The sequence below is a fragment of the Sneathiella glossodoripedis JCM 23214 genome (assembly GCF_000616095.1).
GTDB lineage: Bacteria > Pseudomonadota > Alphaproteobacteria > Sneathiellales > Sneathiellaceae > Sneathiella > Sneathiella glossodoripedis.
On record NZ_BAMS01000002.1, the window covers coordinates 286,821 to 308,358 of the forward strand.

The window sequence follows — 21,538 nt, forward strand, 5'->3', positions numbered from 1 at the left end:
TCCTTTTTCCTATTGTGACAATGATTGCCAAGAGGATCAATTCCGAAATTCATCACTTGTTCAATTGATAAATTTTATTTCCGGTTCTTTCTGGACGTTTTTGCATAAAGTCCGCGCGGGCGTTCTTGAGCTGACCCCGGGTCAAGCACGGTAGCCTTGTAATCGGTCCAGTCTTCGTCATCAAAGCTGTTCAGGTCTTCCGCAAATTCGAAATCCTTGAGAACCTTTTCACTATATGTGCTGCGATGTAGGGGTTGAATTTGCATAAGTGGCATATCGCGCCTGAAACTGATTGGCATGTCGGTTTTTCGTAAGCGCAGATTTGTAAATAAAGGACCAAACCATCGATCAGTTTCAATAATTCCCTCAAAATGTTCATAAGCACTATGTGCTGGCAAATTCGCGGGTTGGCGTACCAATATGCTCCAATCGGGTTGCGTTTTAACCATTAGACCGGACCAGATTTTAAGGACACCACTTTCGGGGGCGCGTGAAATAAAGGGAGGGGCATAGCCTTTAAGCTGGGGTGGCGAGTTTTTGTCGAAATGATCTGAAAAACCCGGATATTGTGCGGCTTCTAACGGAAGCCAACTATCCATATCCCCAAATTGCCAAAATATTTCTGAACCATTCCAAAGCACAGAAAAGTCCATGGGAGGAAATATGTACCAACCGAAAGCAGAAGCCGTTGTCATCGGTTCACAGTATCGGAATGCTCGGGTTGGGATTAATCCACCTGCCGATCTGTCTGCCCTTTGAGGTTTAGGAGTGTCCTCGATCATACGGTAAAATTTGATGATCGGCGAAGGTGACACCAGCGCGGAACTCCGCGCTAGGTCACTTTTTTCAATACCCTTTTGGATACCCATAATGTTTTTGATTAAACGCGAAAGGCAGGGCTCATATTTCCAAGGCGCACCTTGGCATTATCTTTTGTTTTTGTTTCTGAGATGTCAATTTTAAACACCGGGCTCATGTTCCCAAGGCGGACTTTTGCGCTATCTTTTACTTCTGTGTCAGATGTTTCTATTTTGAATGCAGGACTCATATTCCCCAGACGAACTGCTCCGGTGTCTTTTGTCTTGGCGTTGGATGTTTCAACTTTAAACGCCGGGCTCATATTTCCCAGTTGAACATTTTTTTTATCACTAACCTCTGCTTTCGCACTTTCAATCTTGAATGCAGGGCTCATATTGCCAAGGCGAACAGAACCACAATCTTTAGTGGAAGTTTTATTGGTTGAAACAGAGAAGGTACGAGTAAACATTTTAATATCCTCATCTAATACATATAAATACAGTTACTGCCCCCAAAACCGAGAGAGTGTTTTTTCTATTCCCATTTATCCATGATCTGGGAATAAAATAGACGTCAAAGTAGTGTTTGGTGACGTTCTGTGATTAACCGTAATTTTGAAGATCAGGATTGTAAAGTTGGGTGGCGCAATGGTTGTTTAGCCGAAATTTTAACAAAGAAAAATCAAACGTTTTTTTGGATCAAGTTTATTAACAGGTTGAAATAAAATATAAAAATTTGAACTGATTATAATTAAAGAGAGAAATATATATTTATTACTCTCTAATATAAAAGGGTGTCAAAAGATTTCATTAAGGTTAATTTCTGATGGCGGTTAACTATAATATATTGAAGATTAACAAGAATTAAATTCGTTTTTTAAGAGTTTTGTAATGAATAAAATTTTCGGATTATTTTAATAAAATTTGATTTAACGTATAATGTGATACACTAATGTAACAACCCTCACTAGTAGTATTTAAAATTGTTTTAATCTTATTGAGTTCGTAAGTTCAGATGAAAATGATGGAATTTCTTTCCTAATTGAGCGGGAATACTGCATTTCTCTAATTAGGCAGGGTCTTATAACCCAAAAAAACGATAAATATATTTTATTGCCGAGGAGAGGGAAAATGCCCGAATTCGCAGAATCACAGGCATTTCAATAGAACGGCAAACGTATTTAGAGTGAGGAATATTGAGAAAGAGTTGAAGCAAATAATTGTTGGTCCACATTACCACCGGATAATACGGCAACAACAACTTTTCCATTCACATCGATTTTGCGTTGGAGAAGGGCTGCAAAAGCGACAGCGCCACCGGGCTCAACTACCAACTTGAAATAATGGAATGCGGCCCAGATTGCTTGTTTTGCCTCCTCATCTGAAACTGTAACTCCGCTTGCTTTGCACGATTGTAGGATTGGAAATGTTAATTCTCCGGGCATGGGAGTGACAATTGCATCGCAAATGCTTTTATGTTCCGTTCCATTTTCTAATCGTTTTCCTGCGATCAAAGATCTGGTTGTATCATCAAAATTCTCAGGCTCCGCTGCGTATATCCGTGTATCCGGTACAAGGGTCTGTGCGGCGAGCGATATACCACTTAACAAACCACCCCCGCCACAAGGCGCCACTATAGCGTCAGCTTCAAGGTTCAGTCGTTTCAGTTGTTGAATAATCTCAATTCCAGTTGTGCCTTGCCCAGAAATGACATGGGGATTGTCATATGGTTTGATTAAAGTAAGGTTTTCCTGAGCCGCAATTTTAGCACCTATTTCTTCACGGGATTGCGTATAGCGATTGTAGGTTATGACCTTAGCCCCATATCCTTTAGTGTTGTTGAGTTTGATTTCGGGAGTGTCTTCGGGCATGAGAATTGTCGCTTTGATACCATGCATTTGAGCCGCCAAAGCGACTCCTTGAGCGTGATTTCCACTAGAGTAGGCGAAAATACCTCGATTTTTTTGATCCGTTGACAGCGAAGAGATAGCGTTAAAAGCACCTCTGAATTTAAAAGAACCTGTTTTTTGAAGCGTTTCCGCTTTTACAAACAGCCGACAACCCAGAAATTCATTAAGAGCTGGTGATTCCAGCAAGGGTGTTTTAACAGCCACAGATTTAATTGCTGTAGCTGCCTTTAAAATAGTCTCATATGTAGGTGTCATTTTAGTCCAGGTTATCCAGAAACGTTTTTATTGTGTTGATACAGGCGGGCTCTGTTAAAGTGGGGACGTGCCCTCGGTTGGGCAATGTCAGGGTCTGCATATGGGGTAATACAGTTTGCATTTTTTGAAAAGTCTCTTCACTTAACACATCAGATAATTCACCTCGAATGGCAAGCACTGGTTTGGAGTTGAGGGATTCAAAAAACGGCCACAAATCTACGGGATCTTTTTTGTCAAGCTGTTCACGTAACGCTTTTCCCAATGTCAGGTCATAATTTGCACGGTAGTTTCGGTCTTTTTCATCGAACACAAATCCAATACCAGCTGTTTCAAGCCAATATTCTTCTTCAACGTCAGGGTAAGCGGACCGATACATTTCTTTTTGCGCCAAGGCTGCATCTTCAAGGTTATTAAAACGAATATCTTTTCCAACATAATCGGCGATACGCGAGCTACCCTCTTCGGAGACTTCCGGCCCGATATCGTTCAGGATCAAAGCCTTTACAAATTGCGGGGCTAGTCCGGCCAGAGCGATACTGAGGATGCCGCCAAGTGATGTCCCTATGAAAATTGCATTCTTGATGCCCGCATGTGACAGAAATGTCAGGACGTCTGCAAGATAGGTTTGAGGGTCATAATTTTTATAGTTGCTATCCCAATCTGATTGACCCCGCCCGCGATAGTCCAGAGTGAAAATCTGCCGATCATTTGCAAACTCGGCTGCAAATCCTTCAAAGTCACCTGAGTTGCGTGTAAGACCAGAAAGACACACCACCGGTAAACGGTCACTAGTGGCACCATATTGACGGTAATAGAGATTCAGATCATCGTTAGATTTGTAAAAATGCTCAGTGTAGCTCATAGTCTCTGCCAAATTATGTTACTCCGACTATGGGGAACATTTGTGTCAGATTTTTGATCTGGCAATCAGGTGAAGAGGGCAGGCGCTCTGCCGCCTGATCGAACCGGTTACACCAAATTGTATTAAATCCGAAATCTTTTGCTGAATATGCGTCCCATCCATTGGAACTTTGAAAAGAAATATGCCGTGCATCCACACCAAGACGATCCACAGCCAATTCGTATACTTTGGGGTGTGGTTTAAAGACTTTTACTTCCGCTACCGAGTAGACTCCATCCAGCAAGCTTGAAATTCCAGCATTTTCGACCGCTGCTTCGAGCATCTGCGGTGAACCATTGGAAAGGATGGCGCATTTGATGCCGGCCTCCTTCAGTTTTTTGAGTGTTTGAGGAACTTCCTCATAGGCGGACAAAGTCAGGTAAAGATCCATCAATCGTGCTTTGAGGGCTTTGTCATTTAGATTTTCCGCCTCCATTGCAAAATCAAGGGCATCTTCCGTGATTTTCCAGAAATCCGTGTAATTTCCTTGCAGGCTCCTCAACCATGTATATTGGAGTTGTTTCAGCCTCCAAATGTCGGAAAGAGTTTTCCAGTTTTCGCCCAAGCGGTCTTTTTCCTGACGAGCAGCAGCATCTACATCGAATAAGGTTCCATAGGCGTCAAAAACACAGGCTTTGATGTCAGGGAAGCGGGTATCAGTCATAAATATTCCTAATTTTAAGGCGCCCCGTATTAGATTGGCAGGATAGAGCATTCCCCTGCCTGCCGACCAGTCAAAAATTCAGTTTGTTGGGTTTCCTCTCAAAAGGTCATCTCCCATTTGGACGATCTTGATCTCATCTTCGTTCAGGAGTTGACGATAAACCTGCAGGTTCTCCATAACACGCTGAACGTAATTCCGTGTTTCATTGAAAGGAATAAGTTCAATCCAGTCCAATGTATCAATCTCGTTCAGTCTTGGATCGCCCCATTCTTCAATCCAGTTTCTTATCCGGGAACTACCCGCGTTATATGAAGCGATTGCCAGTATGTAGGAGCCATCAAACCTGTCGATCAGGCTACCAAGATACGTGCTTCCAAGGAGTGTGTTATAGGCAGGATCATTTATCAGCTTTGATTTTCCGTAACTGACTTTGAGCTTGCGTGAAACAGCGCGCGCTGTTCTGGGCATGAGCTGCATTAAACCCCTTGCTCCAGCGGGAGAGATAGCGTCACTTGCAAAGGCACTTTCCTGTCTGGTAATCGCAAGAATAAGGGGTTTTTCAATAGGTGGATTTTCAGGAAAATAGGTATGAGTTGGCCAACTGATATCCGGTAACTCCGTTCCAAGTTGTGACGCTCTTTTTGCGACGGCGACCCCAAAATCTGGTCGGTTTATATCGCTTGCTAGTTTACCTAAATACACATAATCCTGCGGATTGGTTGCATCTTCAGTGAGTTTGAGCAAAAACGGTCTGGCATACCGACTTCGGTCAAGCTCCGCCAAATGCCGAACGATCATTACGAGTTCGTTTTTATCCAAGCGTTGTCGGGTTTCCCTGTTGAACGATGATTTTTTCTTGAGCTCGGGGGCTGATTCCAGGCCCAGTTCACTCATGGCGACCTGACCATAAAATGTGGAGCTATAGCGAGTTGCCTCCTCGAACCAGTATTTTGCAGATTTCTCATCTTTCATCGCGGCATAAGCGCGCGCTATCCAGTATGCACCGCGGGCACGGCTAATTGGATAACTGACATTTTCATACAAACGCGTGAAATGAACGAGCGCTTCGTCATATTCATGCAGGAAGCGCAAGGCTATCCATCCTGCAAGCCATTCAGCAGAAGCAAATTTGCCACCAGTTTTAAGGCCATGATACCGCGACAGGTTGTAAGCTTCGGTAATATGTCCAAGCCGCAAAAGCTTTCGAGCCTGAATTTCGCGCTCCGGCCACCAGATCTCGGGGTGGGGCACATCTTCTCCCATTTTGAGGAGCAGCTCTCTTGCTTCTTCGTGGCGGCCTTTTCTTCTGCGCCATTTGGTTCTGTCAAAGATAAGCCCCGGGTCGTTCATCAACTCTTGTGGTACCTGCCGTAGGCCAGCGTCAACATTTCGAGACATGCGCATCAGCGAATTCGGGCGATTGCAAGTTTTTTCTTGTCTGATGATACCCGATCAAGCATTCGGATCGCGTAAACTGCATCTTTTCTCCATAACAGGTTATCAAGGCGAATTTCATGATCAAGCTGACTTAAAAGGTTTTTGTGGCTCCTGATGAATTTTTTCTCCAGCCCTTCACTGAAACTTCCTTCATGCCAGGCGCGGCGGATCCACTCTGTTCCTTTCTCTATTTTGCCTTTTTGAAGTAAGCTTCGCCAAGACGCCACATTCCCATCCCGGTAAGAGGGGTGTGGTCTGTAAACCAAGCCAGTGTCCTTTCAGGTGAGATCGGGTTTACCAGTGCTTCCTCTGCCCGGCGCATCAGTGTTTCCCGGTAAGGCCAATGAGGATTATCAATTACAAAATTTGCAATCTGTTCAAAACTGGCCCCACCTTTATAAGCCCTTAACCAACGCCAATAGATGTATTTCGCGGGGAGTTGATAGGTCGCTTTTTCAGCATCCGCGATTGCACTCTTCCACTGAAAACGTGAAAGATGCTCAAAAGCTCTCTTATAATGGGCTCGATCAGTGTTGGAAATTAGGCCTGTCGCGAAAGGCGGAGGCGGGAGTTCAATACCTGTCGGCCTTGTTTTTGGTAGAGGAATGGAAGTCAGGTTGATTTTTTCTGCGGCAACAGGGCTGCTGGTATTTTCTTTGCGTCTTGGCTTGGGTGGGGTGGTAGCCGACACAGGAGTTATCTGTATGAGCTGTTTCTGACGGGGCAGAGGGATATATGCTTCTGCAGGAGCATTCATTGCTTTGTTAGCAGGTTGACGATCAATCTCGTCATCCTCCAGCGTCAGCAATTCATTGGCATAGACCGTCTGGCTGCAGACAAACAGGACCGCCACCCATTTTAGTAAATGGCGAATTGTAAAACCAGATATAGGGGGCAATTTAGCCAACATTGCTGCGTTCAACTTTCTAAAACCAATGACCTTGATAACATGTATTGCGTGAAAACAGCGTTAATTAACTCCTTCAAATTTAACCATCTCCCAAACTCTTGCTCGCCATTTCATATACGTCGTTGGAAATATTTTCGGTGTTTAATATGGCTTTCAATGCGTCTTTCATTTTGGTTTGACGATCATCATCATAGCGGCGCCATTGACCCAGCGGGCTTACAAGTCTTGCTGCAATTTGTGGGTTTATGCCGTTGAGTTTAATAATTGCATCTGTCAGAAACTGGTAACCCGCTCCTGTTCGGGAGTGAAAATGACGCGGATTAGCAGACGCAAATGCAGCAATTAACGACCTTACACGATTTGGGTTTGTATAGGTAAAGGCTGGATGGCCTAATAGCTTGCTCACATCTTCCAGTGCAGCATCACGGGAGGAAGTAGCCTGCAGAGTGAACCACTTATCTATCACGAGAGAGTCATTTTCCCATCGATTGTAAAAATCCTCCAGACATTCATCGCGGGCTGGGTGGTTTGTTACAACCAGACGTGACAGAGCAGAAATGCGATCTGTCATATTGGTGGCAGTTAAATATTGTTCTCGGGCCATTTTCAAAATTGATGGATCCTCAGTGCCACTCAAATAGAGAAGCGCCATATTTTTGAGCGACCTGTCCCCGTTATGGTCTTGGTTCTGATGCTGTTCATAAATGGCCATTAATTCATCTGAATAGGTTGCGCCGATTGTCTTGATTGCCTCTTTTCGGGCATTGTGAATGCCGTCAACATCAACCACGCTCATTTGCTGCCCGATAAACTGCTCCCCTGGCAGAGACATAGTAATGGCTTTGTAGGCCGGCTCAAGAGAGGCATCTGCAAGCAGGTCTCCAAATGCTCCAATGAAATCTTCGGCCAGACGATTTGCACCTTTTTCGGTTATGAGTTGCAACAGGCGTTGGGTCGCGAGGCGTTGTCCCGCTTCCCATCGGTTAAACAGATCCGTATCATTTTTAAAAAGCGTCACAAGTTTATCGTCCGCGGGACTAGCCCTTAGACGAACCGGCGCAGAAAAACCACGAAACAGGGACGGGGTTGGCCTTTCTTTTAACCCGTGAAATGAAATCTCTTCGACTTCCTTTTTCAGATTAATCAATTCCGTGCCACTTCCATCTAAACCTGGGATAAGATCCTCTCCGTTACTACCAAGCAGGCCAATTTTAAGTGGAATATGTAACGGCGGTGCATTTTTACCGGCCTTGGGATTATCCTGTCTGATCCGCAGGGTGTAACTACCTGATTTTTCGTCATAGTCGTCAGTTATGGAAATTTCAGGCGTTCCTGCTTGAATATACCAGTTCCTGAACTGGGAAAGGTCGGTTTCACTACCGTCCTCTAGTGCTTTTATAAATTCCTCTGTCGTGACCGCTTGGCCATCATGTCGTTCAAAATACAGGTCCATTCCTTTGCGAAAGTTCTCTTCGCCGAGGATAGTATGTGCCATTCGAATGACTTCAGCCCCTTTTTCGTAAACAGTAGCTGTGTAGAAATTATTTATTTCAACATAGCTTTGAGGCTGAATTGGGTGGGCGAGAGGGCCTGCATCTTCTGGAAACTGGGCGGCCCGAAGGCGTTGAACATCTTCTATGCGCTTTACCGCGGCACTGTTCATGTCAGCGGAAAACTGTTGGTCCCGAAATACTGTGAGCCCTTCTTTGAGTGTGAGTTGGAACCAGTCGCGACAGGTAATGCGATTGCCGGTCCAGTTGTGGAAATATTCATGGGCGATTACGCTTTCAATTCCGTCAAAATCTGCATCTGTTGCTGTTTCTTTTGAGGCAAGAACATATTTCGAGTTAAATACGTTAAGTCCTTTGTTTTCCATCGCACCCATGTTGAAGTCGCTGACGGCAACAATCATAAAGATATCAAGATCATATTCGCGGCCATATTTTTCTTCGTCCCATTTCATTGATTTTTTAAGCGAAGTCATGGCGTGATCACATTTATCTTCGTTTCCTTTCTCCACAAAAATCTGCAGTTTGATCTGCCGTCCTGACTGAGTGACGAAATGATCTTCAACTACCGCGAGGTCGCCAGCTACAAGAGCAAACAGGTAAGCAGGTTTTGGGAATGGATCGACCCAAAGATTATATTGCCGACCATCATCCAGATGACCGCTTTCCATGAGGTTTCCATTAGACAGCTTAACTGGATATTTAGTGCCATCTCCCACGATTTTAGTGGTAAAGCGGGCCATGACATCCGGACGATCCATGTAATAAGTGATTTTTCGAAAGCCTTCCGCCTCGCATTGTGTGCAGAAGTTGCCACTGGATTTGTACAGACCTTCCAGTTCGGTATTATCCTGAGGCTTGATCAGCGTAACAATTTCGACCGTAAACTCGTCTGCAGGCGCAGCAAAAGTGAGGCCAGTACTTGATAAAGTGTAATTTTGCTGATCAAGCAGTGTTCCATCAAGAGTGATGCTTTGTAGATCGAGTTTCTCACCGTCCAGATAAACAAGGTTACCGTTATCAGTTTGTCGTTTGATTTTCAGGCTTGAGCTGACCTTAGTGACATGTTCATCCAATTCAATAACAAGGTCGACATGTGTAATAGTGAAAGCCGGAGGTGTGTAGTCCTTCAGATAGATCGTTTTCGGTGCAGCTTTTGACAGTGACATGGTTTTCCTTTGCTAGACGTTCCTTACAAGGATAAACAGAAAAATAGTGGTTTCAAGGGGGGGACGAAACAGATAAAGCAACTAAACAGCCTGTCTCAAACATTGAACCATATGCGAGGAAATGCAAGTTACATCTTGCCAAGTCTGAAAGTCTGCCTATAACTCTGATTTCCGGCTTAAAGCATATGGAATAAGGAAAGCCGGTTCAGATCAATATTAATTTTAAGGATACTGTCATGTTTAGAGGATCAATCACTGCGCTCGTAACACCATTTAACGGTGAGAGTGTGGATGAAAAGGCGTTCCAATCTTTCGTGGACTGGCAGATAAAATCCGGAACAAAGGGGCTAGTCCCGGTAGGAACTACTGGCGAGTCGCCAACACTAAGTCATCCAGAACATGATCGGGTGGTGGAGCTCTGCATTGAGGCTGCTGACAAGCGTGTTCCTGTTATGGCGGGAGCAGGTTCCAATAACACATCAGAGGCCATACGTCTGAGCCAACATGCGCAAAAAGCTGGTGCAGATGCTGTTCTGGTCGCGATGCCCTATTACAACAAACCTTCGCAAGAAGGCATGTATGCTCATTATAAAGCAATTAATGATGCAATCGATATTCCCATTTACATCTATAACATACCGGGACGTAGCATTGTTGATATGACCCCTGAAACAATGGGTGAGCTTGCGAAGCTCAAAAATATTGTGGGTGTGAAGGATGCAACCGGCGATGTTTCACGCGTTTCACTTCAGCGGCATTTTTGCGGAGAAGATTTTATTCAGATTTCTGGCGAAGATGCAACGGCGATTGGGTTCAATGCACAAGGGGGTGTGGGTTGCATTTCAGTGACATCAAATGTTGCTCCCGCGCTCGTCTCTCAGATGCAGGAAGCAACATTGAGTGGCGATTTTGCCAAAGCTGTTGAAATTCAGGAAAAACTGATTCTTTTGCATAGTGCGATGTTCATGTATCCAAGTCCAGCACCTGCAAAATATGCGCTTTCACTGCTTGGACATTGCAAGGAAGATGTGCGTTTGCCTCTTGTATCTGTGCCTGAAAATACAAAATCAGTAATTCGCGCGGCAATGAAGCATACTGGATTAATTGACTAGGGGTATTTGAATACAGCAAATGGCTGATAAATTTATCGCAGAAAACAGGAAAGCCCGGCATAATTACTTCATTGAGGATGATTTCGAAGCCGGGATCATGCTGCTGGGTACGGAGGTCAAAAGCCTTCGTGCCGGCGGTGCCAATATTCAAGAGAGTTATGCTTCTTTTGAAAATGATGGCCTGTATCTGGTGAATGCTCATATTGCTGAATATGGTTATGGCAACCGCAATAACCACGAGCCGTCCAGACCGCGTAAATTGTTGATGCATAAACGCGAACTTGCAAAGCTGCATCAGCAAATTCAACGTGCTGGAAAAACACTCGTTCCACTTTCGCTTTATTTTAATGAGCGCGGTAAGGTGAAGGTCAAGTTAGGCCTTGCTGCGGGCAAGAAGAAGCATGACAAGCGGGAGACGGAAAAGAAACGTGACTGGAACCGGGAAAAACAACGCCTGATGAAAAACAGTCACCATTAAATACGGGGCTACTGCAGCGTGTAACCTTCTGGGAAATGAATCTGCGCCAGATTGACATCTTTTGTGAACGCGACCCCAATTGACTGATCCTTTTTCCAGACAATACGCCCGGTATACTCCGTTTCTGACAAGACTGAAGAGCGGAGCGTTACCTGCGTTCCAACAGGTTTATCCAACTGTAGCCAAACTCTCGCACCTCCTTCGCTGAAATCAATCACATTGCCGTTATAACGGCTCTGATCAACAAGAAGCGTTGCGGGGCAATTGACAGGGTGGCGGTCATGCCGTCTGCTGGACTTATGCAAGCTGTCCTGATCCAATGCGATCAATAGGCTGTTTGGAGGCAGACTTTCCAAAGCACGCGGTACATAGTCGGGATCTTTTTTCTGTTTTTCCAAAATTGAGTAATGCAGTTTTTCTGTTCCGGGAATTTGACTGCGGGAAAGATGCGTGTCAGCGCGGCCAATTTTTCGTAAATAGTCGCCGCCTCCCAATTTTGTGAAAACTCTATCGAGGAAATTGGCTTCCTGTAATAGCCCGTGCGCATCAGGTGTGCTCAGATCGTCAACTTTCTGGGTGTCAAACTGCAATCCTTCTTCACTCGCTTTGTTGAGCATCCAGCGAAAGGCAATATCGGAAAGGCGGCTGTCGCGTTGACCGCCGGTTATATTGGCATGTTTTCCTGCAAACCAGACCTGTTCAAGTCGTCGCAATTGTCCTGGTTTCACACCGATCCAGATATGCGGTTTATAGGCCGGGTTTGTCTCATCAATTGCCAGTGCGTGATAGGCTGATTGAACTGCGGGACTAACATTTTCAGAGAGATATTCTCCCCAAAGCATTGAAAAATGACGCAGTCCTCGCACAGGGACGCCATGTGAGCCTACAGTGTCCCAGCACCCCAAAAAGCGTATTGGGACTTCACGTGCTTCAAAGCTTTCCCGAAGATTCTGTCCTGAAGCCCCGCCGAGCCGTGCCCACCAGGCGGCTATATGTGTAGGCATTTTTAATTTGCGGGAGACTTTCTACGTGCAAAAGGCCGCAAACACTGATCATATAGGCCACATATTGCAACGCAAATGCACCTCTACCAGAACCAATAAGATAAATTTCATCGCCAGGCATGTAAGTGCGGGCTAAGAACTCGTATGCGTCAAAAATTTCCTGCCGAAGACCAAAGCCAAAGGTTCTGTTTAACCACCTTTTGGGCGCAAGGGTGTTCTGGTAGTCATTCTGCAGAAGGCTTATTTGTCGTTCACCACTTGAAGTCTGTTCAAGAAGGCATCGTTCCGCAAGAGTTGCGTTACCTGAGACAGGGCGACGCTTGCTGCGAAATTGTGGCCGTTGCCAACTATGATCATTAAAAACAACCAGCTTGCGCATGAACATTTATTCTCCCTTATTGGGATTCCCGACCAATATATTAGCATATTGTGAGCGGATTATCATCTCATATAGGAGAGCGGGAATTAATTAACAAATTGTAAACGCAAAAATGGTTCTAAAAAGTTACGCGGCAGTTTGTTATGGTTTTGTTTTCATTGACAAAATTCGTTTTCAAAAATGTCAGGCTCTCTCTTCGAGTTCTTCCAGTTCCTCAAAATCTTCTTCGTAATAATCATCTGCACGAGAATTGTTCGCACGATTGGTGAAGGAAGTCATGTCATTCAGGTCCATGAAGAAATCCGCCTGACGGCGTAACTCATCAGCTATCATCGGCGGGTTGGTTTTAACAGAGCTGACGACAGTCACGCGCACCCCTTTGCGCTGAACCGCTTCAACCAGCCTTCTGAAATCTCCGTCTCCGGAAAACAGGACGGCATGGTCGATTGAACTGCTAAGCTCAAGCATATCAATTGCCAGTTCAATATCCATATTCCCTTTGACCTTGCGGCGTCCCGCAGGATCGGTGAATTCTTTCGCAGGCTTGGTGACGAGAGTGTATCCGTTGTAATCGAGCCAGTCGATCAGGGGGCGAATGGGGGAATATTCCTGATCTTCAACCATGGCTGTGTAATAAAAGGCTCTAACCAGCCGTCCTTTGGCTGAAAATGCCTCCAATAGTTTTTTGTAATCAATTTCCAGATTGAGGGCTCTGGCGGAGGAATACAGATTGGAGCCATCAATAAACAGGGCAATTCGCTCTTCGGTATAAAAGGCCATAAGTAATCCAATAGTTTGTTTTTTATTCTTATCCCTTTAATCTACAGATAATTTGCTTGTAATGGCTAGTATTTTTCCATAATCCGGCGATAATTTTGCCATGACGTAACTGCAGTATGGAAAGTTATATGATCTTTATCGCCCTTGGCGCAAATTTGAACCACCCCCTATATGGTGATCCGCTAAATACTCTGCGTGCAGCTATTGAAGAGATCGAGCAAAGTGGTCTTGAAGTGGTCGCCAAATCAAGTTGGTACAAAACTGCACCGGTTCCCATTTCAGACCAGCCATGGTTTGTAAATGCCGTCATTCAGGTTCGGACTGCTTTGCCCGCTAAGGAGCTGTTAGCACTTTTACACACAATAGAACGTAAGTTTGGTCGAGTGCGGGAGATCCAGTGGGAAGCGAGAGTTCTGGATCTGGATTTGTTGGCATATGGTGATAGTGTTACGCAAAATCAGGATCAGCAGCTCGGGAAGGTTATTCCGCATCCCAGGATGCATGAGCGACGTTTTGTAATGGCACCATTGAGCGAAATATCACCCGATTGGCTGCATCCTGTAATCGGTAAAACGGCCAAACAAATATGTGATGGTTTGCCCTGTGATAGCGAAGTTAAGATACTGAAACAGGGTTAATGACCAGCATATGTAGCTGGACAGGAAAAAAAGTGAAAAAAATATAGAGTTTCTCTTGCTTATTGAGGCGCAAGCGAATATCTAGAGGGGCTAAACACAGACTATGGAGTATTGTTGATGGCTCGCGTCACCGTTGAAGATTGCGTATTGAAAGTTCCTAACCGCTTTGAGCTTGTGCTGTTAGCTGCTCGTCGCGCTCGGACAATTGCAGCAGGCTCAATGCTTACTGTCGATCGGGACAACGACAAGAACCCGGTTGTAGCACTTCGTGAGATTGCTGAAGATACTATCAGCACCGGAGAGCTGAAAGACAGCCTGATTGGTACATTGCAGCGTCGTGTTGAGGTGGATGAGCCTGAAGAAGACAACATGGCCGCTTTGATGAGCTCAAGCAGTGAATGGGCTGGTGTTGTTCAAGAAGACGCTCATGAGGAAACTTTTTCTGCTGAAGAAGTTGGCGCCTCTGACGGAACGGCTGCACCGAAATCCGATGATATGCCGGAAGATCCGTTTGCATAAAAATCCGCAACAGAATTAAAAAAAAGAGGGGCACTGGACATAATTGAATGTTGGTGCCCCTTTTTTTATATATACTCAACTGCCTATTCTGAATTGTCTGTTCCCGGGTTGGTAAATGTTACGTCAGGTTGAACTTGTTGAGCGAGTATTAAGCTATGATCCTCATGCGGATGAGGATCTATTGAACCGTGCGTATGTATTTACGATAAAAGCTCATGGTAGTCAGACACGGGCATCAGGCGATCCTTACTTTTCTCACCCGATTGAAGTCGCTGGTATCCTTACCGAGTTGAAACTCGATATGGCATCCATCATTACGGCGTTGCTGCATGATACAATTGAAGACACAGTCGCAACGAAAGAAGAAATTGAGGAAATTTTCGGTCAGGAAATAGCTGTTCTTGTTGATGGGGTGACAAAACTTTCGCAGCTGGAGCTGCAATCTGATCGCACCAAGCAGGCAGAAAATTTCTCCAAGCTGTTGTTGGCAATGTCCAATGATATTCGGGTCCTGTTGGTGAAGTTGGCTGATCGTCTGCATAACATGCGGACACTTCATTTCATCAAAAAGCCGGAAAAACGCAAACGCATTGCCACTGAAACCATGGAGATTTATGCGCCCCTTGCGGAGCGTATTGGTATTCAGAGTTTTCGCGACGAGCTTGAAGATCTCGCATTTGTCGAGCTGAACAACGAGGCGCGTAAATCCATTTTGAGGCGATTGGAGTATTTGCGGGCGGAAGGTGAAGACCTAGTAGATCGTATCGTTAATAAGCTCAAAGATGATTTGCACGAGGCAGGCTTGCAGGCGGAAGTTTCCGGACGCGAAAAACGGCCTTATTCCATCTGGCGCAAGATGGAGCAAAAGAATGTCACATTTGAACAGCTTTCAGACATTATCGCCTTTCGGGTTGTCGTCTCGAACGTGGAACAGTGTTATCATGTTCTGGGTAACCTTCATGCAAAATACTCAATGGTACCGGGGCGATTTAAGGATTACATATCCACGCCCAAGCGCAATAATTACCAGTCCATACATACGACTATAATAGGACCGGAGCGACAGCGTATTGAAGTGCAGATCCGTACGCGTGAGATGCATGAGACCAATGAATTTGGTGTGGCGGCGCACTGGCAATACAAACAGCAGATTGGCGAAAAAGTTCAGGACGGCCAGCAGTATCGTTGGTTGAGAGAACTTCTTGAAATTCTGGAAGAGGCGTCTGATCCAGATGAGTTTCTTGAGCATACCAAGCTGAATATGTATCAGGATCAGGTGTTCTGTTTCTCTCCGAAGGGGGATTTGATCTCTCTGCCTGCTGGAAGTACACCTGTGGATTTTGCTTATGCTGTGCATACGCGGGTAGGAGATACCTGCGTGGGATCCAAGGTGAACGGTCGTCTTGCACCACTTCGCACTATTTTGAAAAATGGTGATCAGGTGGAGATTCTCCGCTCTAAAAACCAGACCCCATCGCCAACATGGGAAAGCTTTGTTGTCAGTGGTAAGGCACGATCAGCTATTCGCCGTTTCATTCGACAGCAGCAGCGGGACCAGTATATTGAGTTGGGCAAGTCAATTGCTGAAAAATCCTTCAGAATGGATGGAAAGCCATTCACTGAAAAGGCATTGGCACCGGTTCTGAAAGTCTGGGATCTGGAAAATATCGAGGATCTGTATTATTCCTTGGGAGATGGTACCCATACGGGGCGTCAATTGCTGGAAGTTATTTTTCCCGGCGAAAAAAGCAAGGATGCGGACGAGAATGTCGTTCCCATTCACAGAAAGAAACAGACTGGCAAGCACAAGCATGAGCATGCAGTCCCTATCCGGGGTTTGATACCCGGAATGGCAATGCATTTTGCCGGTTGTTGTCATCCCTTACCTGGCGATCGTATTGTGGGTATTGTCATGACAGGGCGGGGCGTAACAATTCACACAATTGACTGCGACACTCTGGAGCAATATTCCGAAGTTCCTGAAAGGTGGCTGGATGTGTCATGGGACACAGACCAGCAAAATGAAACCTTGCAGGTGGGCCGGATCGGCATCGTCATGGCGAACGAGCCGGGGCGCTTTCAAGTGTGACTTCAACAATTGCCGCCAATAAAGGGAATATCAATAATCTTGTCATATCAAATCGCAGTCAGGATTTTTTCGAAATGCGAGTTGATATCGAAGTTCGGGATGTTCGCCATCTCACCAATATCATTGCAGCTTTGCGGGCGGATCCCGTGATAAGTTCTGTAGAACGTTCTAGCGGATAAGGATAGAAATACAAATGAAACCGGAAGAAGTGCTCGCTCATTTTCGCGAAACTGACGCCTTGCTGGAGGGACATTTTCTGCTGAGTTCAGGAATGCACTCAGACAGATATCTTCAATGCGCGAAAGTACTGATGCATCCGCAACGGGCAGCCATATTGTGTCAGGCACTGGCAAAAAAAGTTCATGATGCCCTTGGGAAAGGTGCGGTTGATCTGGTTGTCGCGCCGGCAATGGGTGGTGTTGTTGTCGGTTACGAGATGGCGCGCCAATTGGGTGTGCCGGGTATGTTTACGGAACGGGTAGAAGGACAGTTCACTTTCAGGCGTGGATTTGAGGTTCCAAAAGGTGCAAAAGTAATTATGTCAGAGGATATTGTGACGACCGGAAAGTCCAGCCGCGAATGCATCGAAGTGATTAAAGAGGCAGGCGGTGAGGTCGTGGGAGCCACCTGCCTTATTGATCGCTCAAACGGAACTGCAGATGTGGGCGTTCCTCTGTTTTCATTGATGCAGATGAACGTGAAAATCTATCCTGCAGATAAATTGCCGCCCGAGCTGCAGGCAATTCCGGCGGTCAAGCCGGGGAGCCGTAACCTGAAATAAAGATGATTTTTTGATGTTTAAGCGCCGCGAAAAACCCGGCATTTTCCGTCGGGTCCTTGATTTCTTCTGGCCCTCGATCGGATTCTCCAGATCCACTCGATATCTGGGATACCGTTTGGCCAGACTACCCGGAACGCCTTATTCGCTGGCGGCGGGATTTGCATTTGGCGCGGCAATTTCATTTACGCCTTTTGTCGGGTTGCACTTTATTCTGGGGGGACTGCTCGCGTGGGCATTCAGGGCCAATATCCTTGCTTCGGCGATAGGCACGGCTGTTGGCAATCCATGGACTTTTCCCTTCATCTGGGCATCCAGCTATCATTTGGGTTATTGGATGCTTGGGAGAAAAACTGGTAACGACAGTGGTTTCTCAGCAGGCACAATGGATCAGTTCTTTCACAACCTTATGGAAGATGGCTGGCAAAGTGTAACGGAAATTTTTTCAAACGTGATTTTTCCCATGTTGATTGGATCAATTCCGCTATCTATTGTGGTCTGGTTAGTTTTTTATTACCCGTTGAGCATTTTGATCCGTAATTTCCACCTTCGCCGTGCAGAAGCCTTACAGGCTGGAGCGCAGCGCCAAAGGAAAGCTGCTGAAATGAGTATGCTTCAGGTTTCAAAAAATAAGGATAACAGATGAGCTACCTGCGTTTGGGTGTAAACATAGATCACGTTGCAACAATTCGAAATGCAAGGGGAGGGATCCATCCAGACCCTCTTAGAGCAGCCGAAATCGCTGAACAGGCTGGTGCGGACGGTATTACTGCGCATTTGCGGGAAGATCGCAGACATATCGCTGATAAAGATATCAAGTTGCTGGCCGAGAATTTGACAATTCCGCTTAATTTTGAAATGGCGGCGACCGACGAAATGCTGGGTATAGCTTTAACTCATGAACCGCACGCCAGTTGCCTAGTACCAGAAAAACGTGAAGAGAGAACAACCGAAGGCGGATTGGACGTAGCAGGCTCTCACAACAAGCTCATGTATTTTGTAGATAGCCTAAAAGAAAAGAATATTCGGGTCTCTTTGTTTGTTGAACCAGATACCAAACAGATTGAGGCTGCCCGTAAACTTGGGGCAGACATTATCGAGATACATGTTGGCCGATATTGCGATCTGGAAAGTGGGGATCTTCGTGCCAAAGAGTTTGCGAGAATCCAGTCAGCAGCAAAACTGGCTGAAGAGTTGGATATTGAATGTCACGCCGGACACGGTTTGACTTATGATACGGTTGCGCCAATTGCTGCAATTCCCAATATGAAAGAGCTTAACATTGGTCACTTTTTGATAGGGGAAGCCATATTCGTTGGGCTCGATACCGCAATTCGCAAGATGCGGAAGCTGATGGACGAAGCAAGGGCGAGTTGAGTGATGATTATTGGGATTGGAAATGACATTATTGACATCCGACGTATTGAAAAAACGCTGCTCCGTTTTGGAGACCGTTTTATCAACAGAATATACACGGATGTAGAAATCGCAAAAGCAGAGCGACGCAGAAACCGCGTAGAGACCTATGCAAAAAGATATGCTGCCAAAGAAGCCTGTTCCAAGGCATTGGGAACCGGGTTTCGAAAGGGTGTGTTCTGGCGAGATATGGGTGTCGTTAATATGCCAAGTGGACGCCCGACGTTTAAATTAACGGGCGGGGCACTTATGCGATTGCAAGAATTGACGCCAGAAGGTATGGATGCGGTTATTCACCTTACGATTACAGATGAACCACCGCAGGCACAGGCAATCGTAATGATTGAGGCAATTCCTCGTAATTAGCAGATAAAAATTTGATTTTTCTTCACGCAGTTTGTGAGGATATTAGGGTAGGCAATTGAATATGAGTGATAAAGTGGAGAAGAAAGAAAGCTGGTTTGGCGAAACAGGCAAGACCATAATCTATGCGATCCTGATTGCAGTTGTCATCAGAACCTTTGCTTTTGAGCCATTCAAGATTCCTTCTGAATCCATGCTGCCAACTTTGAAAATTGGAGATTATCTTTTTGTCTCCAAATATTCATATGGTTTTAGCAAGCATTCCTTTCCCTTTAGCGCAGGACCATTTGAGGGACGTATTTTAGAAGATATGCCTGAGCGCGGTGATGTTGCCGTTTTCAAAAAACCAATTGGCGAACCTATTGACTATATTAAAAGGATTGTCGGGTTGCCGGGTGATAAATTGCAGATGATCAATGGTGTTCTATATATCAATGGCGAAGCCGTTGTAAAAGAGCGGATTGATGATTATGTGGACCGGGACTATTACGGTAATGTCCGACGTATCCGTCGACACAAAGAAACACTACCCGGGGGAAAAAGTTATATCACGATTGACATGAACCCGTCTGGTTCAGCCGACAATACCGAAGTGTATACCGTCCCTGAAGGGCATGTTTTTGCCATGGGCGATAACCGGGACAATTCAACAGACAGCCGGTTTTTGTCTCAGGTTGGATATATACCTTTAGAAAATCTGGTTGGCCGTGCAGAAGTTATTTTCTTCTCAGTGGAGGGGGATGTCTCCATTTGGGAAATCTGGAAGTTACCTTTTGCAACCCGATGGGAACGTCTATTCAATCTGTTATCATAAAATGGATATCGAAACCGATTTCAAGCCCCTGATGAAAAGTCTGGGGCACCGTTTCAAGAATGAAAGTCTATTGCATCAGGCGCTGACACATGGGTCCCTGATCAAGGGAAAGGGGAAGAAGAAGCGTCTTGCTGATTATGAGCGACTGGAATTTCTGGGCGACAGGGTATTAGGTATTCTAATCGCTGAGGAACTCTATAAACGCTATAAAGATGCTGAAGCAGGTCAGTTGTCCCGGCGATTTAATGCGCAGGTTCAAAAATCCACATTGGCAGATATCGCGAAACAGATAGACCTTCATAAGTATGTTCTGATTTCAGAAGAGTTGCGGGCATCTGGCGGAGCAAATAATCCATCATTGTTGGAAGACTGTATTGAAGCGCTGATTGCAGCGCTCTATCTGGATGGTGGCTTGAAAGCAGCGAAGACATTCGTTGTTAAATACTGGTGGCCCCGATTTGATGCTGAACATGCGGCGCGGAAAGATCCAAAGTCGGCGCTGCAGGAGTGGGCTGCAAAGGGTGGACGCGGGGTTCCCTCTTATGTAGTCGTTGAGGAAAAAGGACCGGATCACGATCCGGAATTTACAGTTGAAGTCAGTGTCGAGGGCTGCAAAAGCCAGACAGCTACCGGACCCTCCAAAAGACAGGCTGAAAAACTGGCGGCAAAGTTGATGTTGAAAGAAGTGAGTAATGGATAAGACAGACGCAGTCAGTGCAGAGACAAAATGCGGGTATGTTACGCTGATTGGAGCGCCTAACGCCGGGAAGTCTACCTTGCTGAATCAGCTGGTTGGGGCGAAAATCGCGATTGTCTCTCCTAAGGTTCAGACAACGCGCGCCCGTGTCACAGCTATCGCTATTGAAGGCAATGCCCAAATTATATTTGTGGATACCCCCGGTATTTTTAATCCGTCCCGAAAACTGGAAACGGCGATGGTCAATGCCGCATGGGAAGGGGCGAATGATGCAGATGTGTTGGCCCTTCTTGTTGATGCTAATCGGGGTGTGACTAAGGATGTCGAGCGTATTCTGGATGGGCTTGAAGCTTCTGGCAAGAAAGCGCATTTAATTCTCAACAAGATTGATATGATCAAGCGGGATAAACTGCTTGGCCTTGCGCAATCTCTGACTGATCGGGGACTGTTCAATGAAGTGTTCATGATATCTGCACTGAACGGGGACGGGGTTGACTATCTGCGGGAGCATCTGGCTACACAGGTGCCGGATGGCCCATGGCTTTACCCCGAAGATCAGTTGGCGATTGCTCCAATGCGTCAATTGGCTGCTGAAATAACTCGCGAAAAGCTGTTTTTGCGTATGAACCAGGAACTCCCTTATTCCCTGACTGTAGAGACGGAGAATTGGGAGGAGAGAAAAGATGGTTCCGTTAAAATTGATCAGGTCATCTATGTGTCTCGGGCCAATCACAAACCCATGATCCTTGGCAAAGGTGGGCAGACTATTAAGAAAATTGGGGCGATGGCACGCGAAGAGCTTGAAGAGGCGATGGAGCGCAGGGTGCATCTGTTTCTGTTCGTTAAAGTACGTGAAAAGTGGTTGGATGATCCGGAACGTTACAAAGAAATGGGCCTCGATTTTCCTAAATAATAGAAGA

General features: G+C 45.7%; 23 protein-coding genes and 1 pseudogene. 12 read left to right on the plus strand and 12 right to left on the minus strand.

The features are described 5' to 3' along the window. Positions 1–74: 74 nt before the first annotated feature. The 9 genes from JCM23214_RS09465 to pepN form a co-directional block, all read right to left on the minus strand. Complete coding sequence (locus JCM23214_RS09465) at positions 75–599, minus strand: DUF6065 family protein (protein ID WP_148301830.1); 525 nt, start codon at positions 597–599, stop codon at positions 75–77. Between the two features lie 281 nt (positions 600–880). Next, complete coding sequence (locus JCM23214_RS09470) at positions 881–1,267, minus strand: hypothetical protein (RefSeq protein WP_025898738.1); 387 nt, start codon at positions 1,265–1,267, stop codon at positions 881–883. A gap of 711 nt (positions 1,268–1,978) precedes the next feature. Further along, positions 1,979–2,962: a threonine ammonia-lyase gene (locus tag JCM23214_RS09475; protein WP_025898739.1), complete on the minus strand. Its 984-nt coding sequence runs from the start codon at positions 2,960–2,962 to the stop codon at positions 1,979–1,981. Between the two features lies 1 nt (position 2,963). Next, a complete protein-coding gene (locus tag JCM23214_RS09480; RefSeq protein ID WP_025898740.1) occupies positions 2,964–3,824 on the minus strand; it encodes an alpha/beta fold hydrolase in 861 nt (286 codons plus the stop codon). 13 nt (positions 3,825–3,837) lie between these two features. Next, the gene (locus JCM23214_RS09485) at positions 3,838–4,527 is read right to left on the minus strand and encodes a haloacid dehalogenase type II (RefSeq protein ID WP_025898741.1); all 690 of its coding nucleotides are present in this window, start codon (positions 4,525–4,527) and stop codon (positions 3,838–3,840) included. A gap of 78 nt (positions 4,528–4,605) precedes the next feature. Beyond that, positions 4,606–5,925, minus strand: coding sequence for a lytic transglycosylase domain-containing protein (locus tag JCM23214_RS20045; protein WP_159104330.1), 1,320 nt, complete (start codon positions 5,923–5,925; stop codon positions 4,606–4,608). Between the two features lie 5 nt (positions 5,926–5,930). Further along, a complete protein-coding gene (locus JCM23214_RS20050; protein WP_037493216.1) occupies positions 5,931–6,191 on the minus strand; it encodes a hypothetical protein in 261 nt (86 codons plus the stop codon). Continuing rightward, on the minus strand, positions 6,152–6,874 hold the full coding sequence (locus JCM23214_RS20055; protein WP_037493219.1) for a hypothetical protein: 723 nt from the start codon (positions 6,872–6,874) through the stop codon (positions 6,152–6,154). Before JCM23214_RS20055 ends, JCM23214_RS20050 begins: the two co-directional genes overlap by 40 nt. 79 nt (positions 6,875–6,953) lie before the next feature. Then, positions 6,954–9,551, minus strand: a complete 2,598-nt coding sequence (pepN, locus tag JCM23214_RS09495; protein ID WP_037493221.1) for an aminopeptidase N — start codon at positions 9,549–9,551, stop codon at positions 6,954–6,956. A 236-nt stretch (positions 9,552–9,787) separates the two neighbouring features. Here pepN and dapA point away from each other — a divergent pair, with 236 nt between their 5' ends. Both dapA and smpB read left to right on the plus strand, forming a co-directional pair. After that, positions 9,788–10,663: a 4-hydroxy-tetrahydrodipicolinate synthase gene (dapA, locus tag JCM23214_RS09500; RefSeq protein ID WP_025898743.1), complete on the plus strand. Its 876-nt coding sequence runs from the start codon at positions 9,788–9,790 to the stop codon at positions 10,661–10,663. A 19-nt stretch (positions 10,664–10,682) separates the two neighbouring features. After that, on the plus strand, positions 10,683–11,141 hold the full coding sequence (gene smpB, locus JCM23214_RS09505; protein ID WP_025898744.1) for an SsrA-binding protein SmpB: 459 nt from the start codon (positions 10,683–10,685) through the stop codon (positions 11,139–11,141). 8 nt (positions 11,142–11,149) lie between these two features. Here smpB and JCM23214_RS09510 read toward each other — a convergent pair whose 3' ends face one another. The 3 genes from JCM23214_RS09510 to JCM23214_RS09520 form a co-directional block, all read right to left on the minus strand. Further along, positions 11,150–12,145, minus strand: coding sequence for a phospholipase effector Tle1 domain-containing protein (locus JCM23214_RS09510; protein ID WP_084264710.1), 996 nt, complete (start codon positions 12,143–12,145; stop codon positions 11,150–11,152). Then, positions 12,072–12,524, minus strand: a complete 453-nt coding sequence (locus tag JCM23214_RS09515; protein ID WP_159104331.1) for a T6SS phospholipase effector Tle1-like catalytic domain-containing protein — start codon at positions 12,522–12,524, stop codon at positions 12,072–12,074. Before JCM23214_RS09515 ends, JCM23214_RS09510 begins: the two co-directional genes overlap by 74 nt. A 183-nt stretch (positions 12,525–12,707) precedes the next feature. Next, entirely contained in the window at positions 12,708–13,304 is a 597-nt protein-coding gene (locus JCM23214_RS09520) for a LabA-like NYN domain-containing protein (protein WP_025898747.1), read from the minus strand. A gap of 128 nt (positions 13,305–13,432) precedes the next feature. On the opposite strand from JCM23214_RS09520, the gene folK reads away from it, so the two are divergent. The 10 genes and pseudogenes from folK to era all read left to right on the plus strand — a co-directional run bounded on the left by folK (position 13,433) and on the right by era (position 21,531). Next, positions 13,433–13,942, plus strand: a complete 510-nt coding sequence (gene folK, locus JCM23214_RS09525) for a 2-amino-4-hydroxy-6-hydroxymethyldihydropteridine diphosphokinase (protein ID WP_025898748.1) — start codon at positions 13,433–13,435, stop codon at positions 13,940–13,942. Positions 13,943–14,059: 117 nt separating this feature from the next. Continuing rightward, positions 14,060–14,461: a DNA-directed RNA polymerase subunit omega gene (gene rpoZ / locus JCM23214_RS09530; protein WP_025898749.1), complete on the plus strand. Its 402-nt coding sequence runs from the start codon at positions 14,060–14,062 to the stop codon at positions 14,459–14,461. Positions 14,462–14,576: 115 nt separating this feature from the next. Further along, positions 14,577–16,729, plus strand: a pseudogene (locus JCM23214_RS20060) (RelA/SpoT family protein). A gap of 14 nt (positions 16,730–16,743) precedes the next feature. Next, complete coding sequence (pyrE, locus tag JCM23214_RS09540; RefSeq protein WP_025898750.1) at positions 16,744–17,331, plus strand: orotate phosphoribosyltransferase; 588 nt, start codon at positions 16,744–16,746, stop codon at positions 17,329–17,331. Positions 17,332–17,344: 13 nt separating this feature from the next. Next, a complete protein-coding gene (locus JCM23214_RS09545; RefSeq protein ID WP_051548115.1) occupies positions 17,345–17,974 on the plus strand; it encodes a DUF2062 domain-containing protein in 630 nt (209 codons plus the stop codon). Next, positions 17,971–18,705 carry a pyridoxine 5'-phosphate synthase gene (locus tag JCM23214_RS09550; RefSeq protein WP_025898752.1) on the plus strand — a complete coding sequence of 245 codons (735 nt, stop codon included), beginning with the start codon at positions 17,971–17,973 and terminating at the stop codon, positions 18,703–18,705. Before JCM23214_RS09545 ends, JCM23214_RS09550 begins: the two co-directional genes overlap by 4 nt. A 3-nt stretch (positions 18,706–18,708) precedes the next feature. Then, positions 18,709–19,110 carry a holo-ACP synthase gene (gene acpS / locus JCM23214_RS09555; RefSeq protein ID WP_025898753.1) on the plus strand — a complete coding sequence of 134 codons (402 nt, stop codon included), beginning with the start codon at positions 18,709–18,711 and terminating at the stop codon, positions 19,108–19,110. Between the two features lie 61 nt (positions 19,111–19,171). Further along, positions 19,172–19,921 carry a signal peptidase I gene (gene lepB, locus JCM23214_RS09560; protein ID WP_037493223.1) on the plus strand — a complete coding sequence of 250 codons (750 nt, stop codon included), beginning with the start codon at positions 19,172–19,174 and terminating at the stop codon, positions 19,919–19,921. A 1-nt stretch (position 19,922) separates the two neighbouring features. Beyond that, complete coding sequence (gene rnc / locus JCM23214_RS09565) at positions 19,923–20,621, plus strand: ribonuclease III (RefSeq protein ID WP_025898755.1); 699 nt, start codon at positions 19,923–19,925, stop codon at positions 20,619–20,621. Continuing rightward, entirely contained in the window at positions 20,614–21,531 is a 918-nt protein-coding gene (gene era / locus JCM23214_RS09570; protein WP_025898756.1) for a GTPase Era, read from the plus strand. The genes rnc and era overlap by 8 nt, the downstream gene beginning before the upstream one ends. The last annotated feature ends 7 nt before the right edge of the window (positions 21,532–21,538 follow it).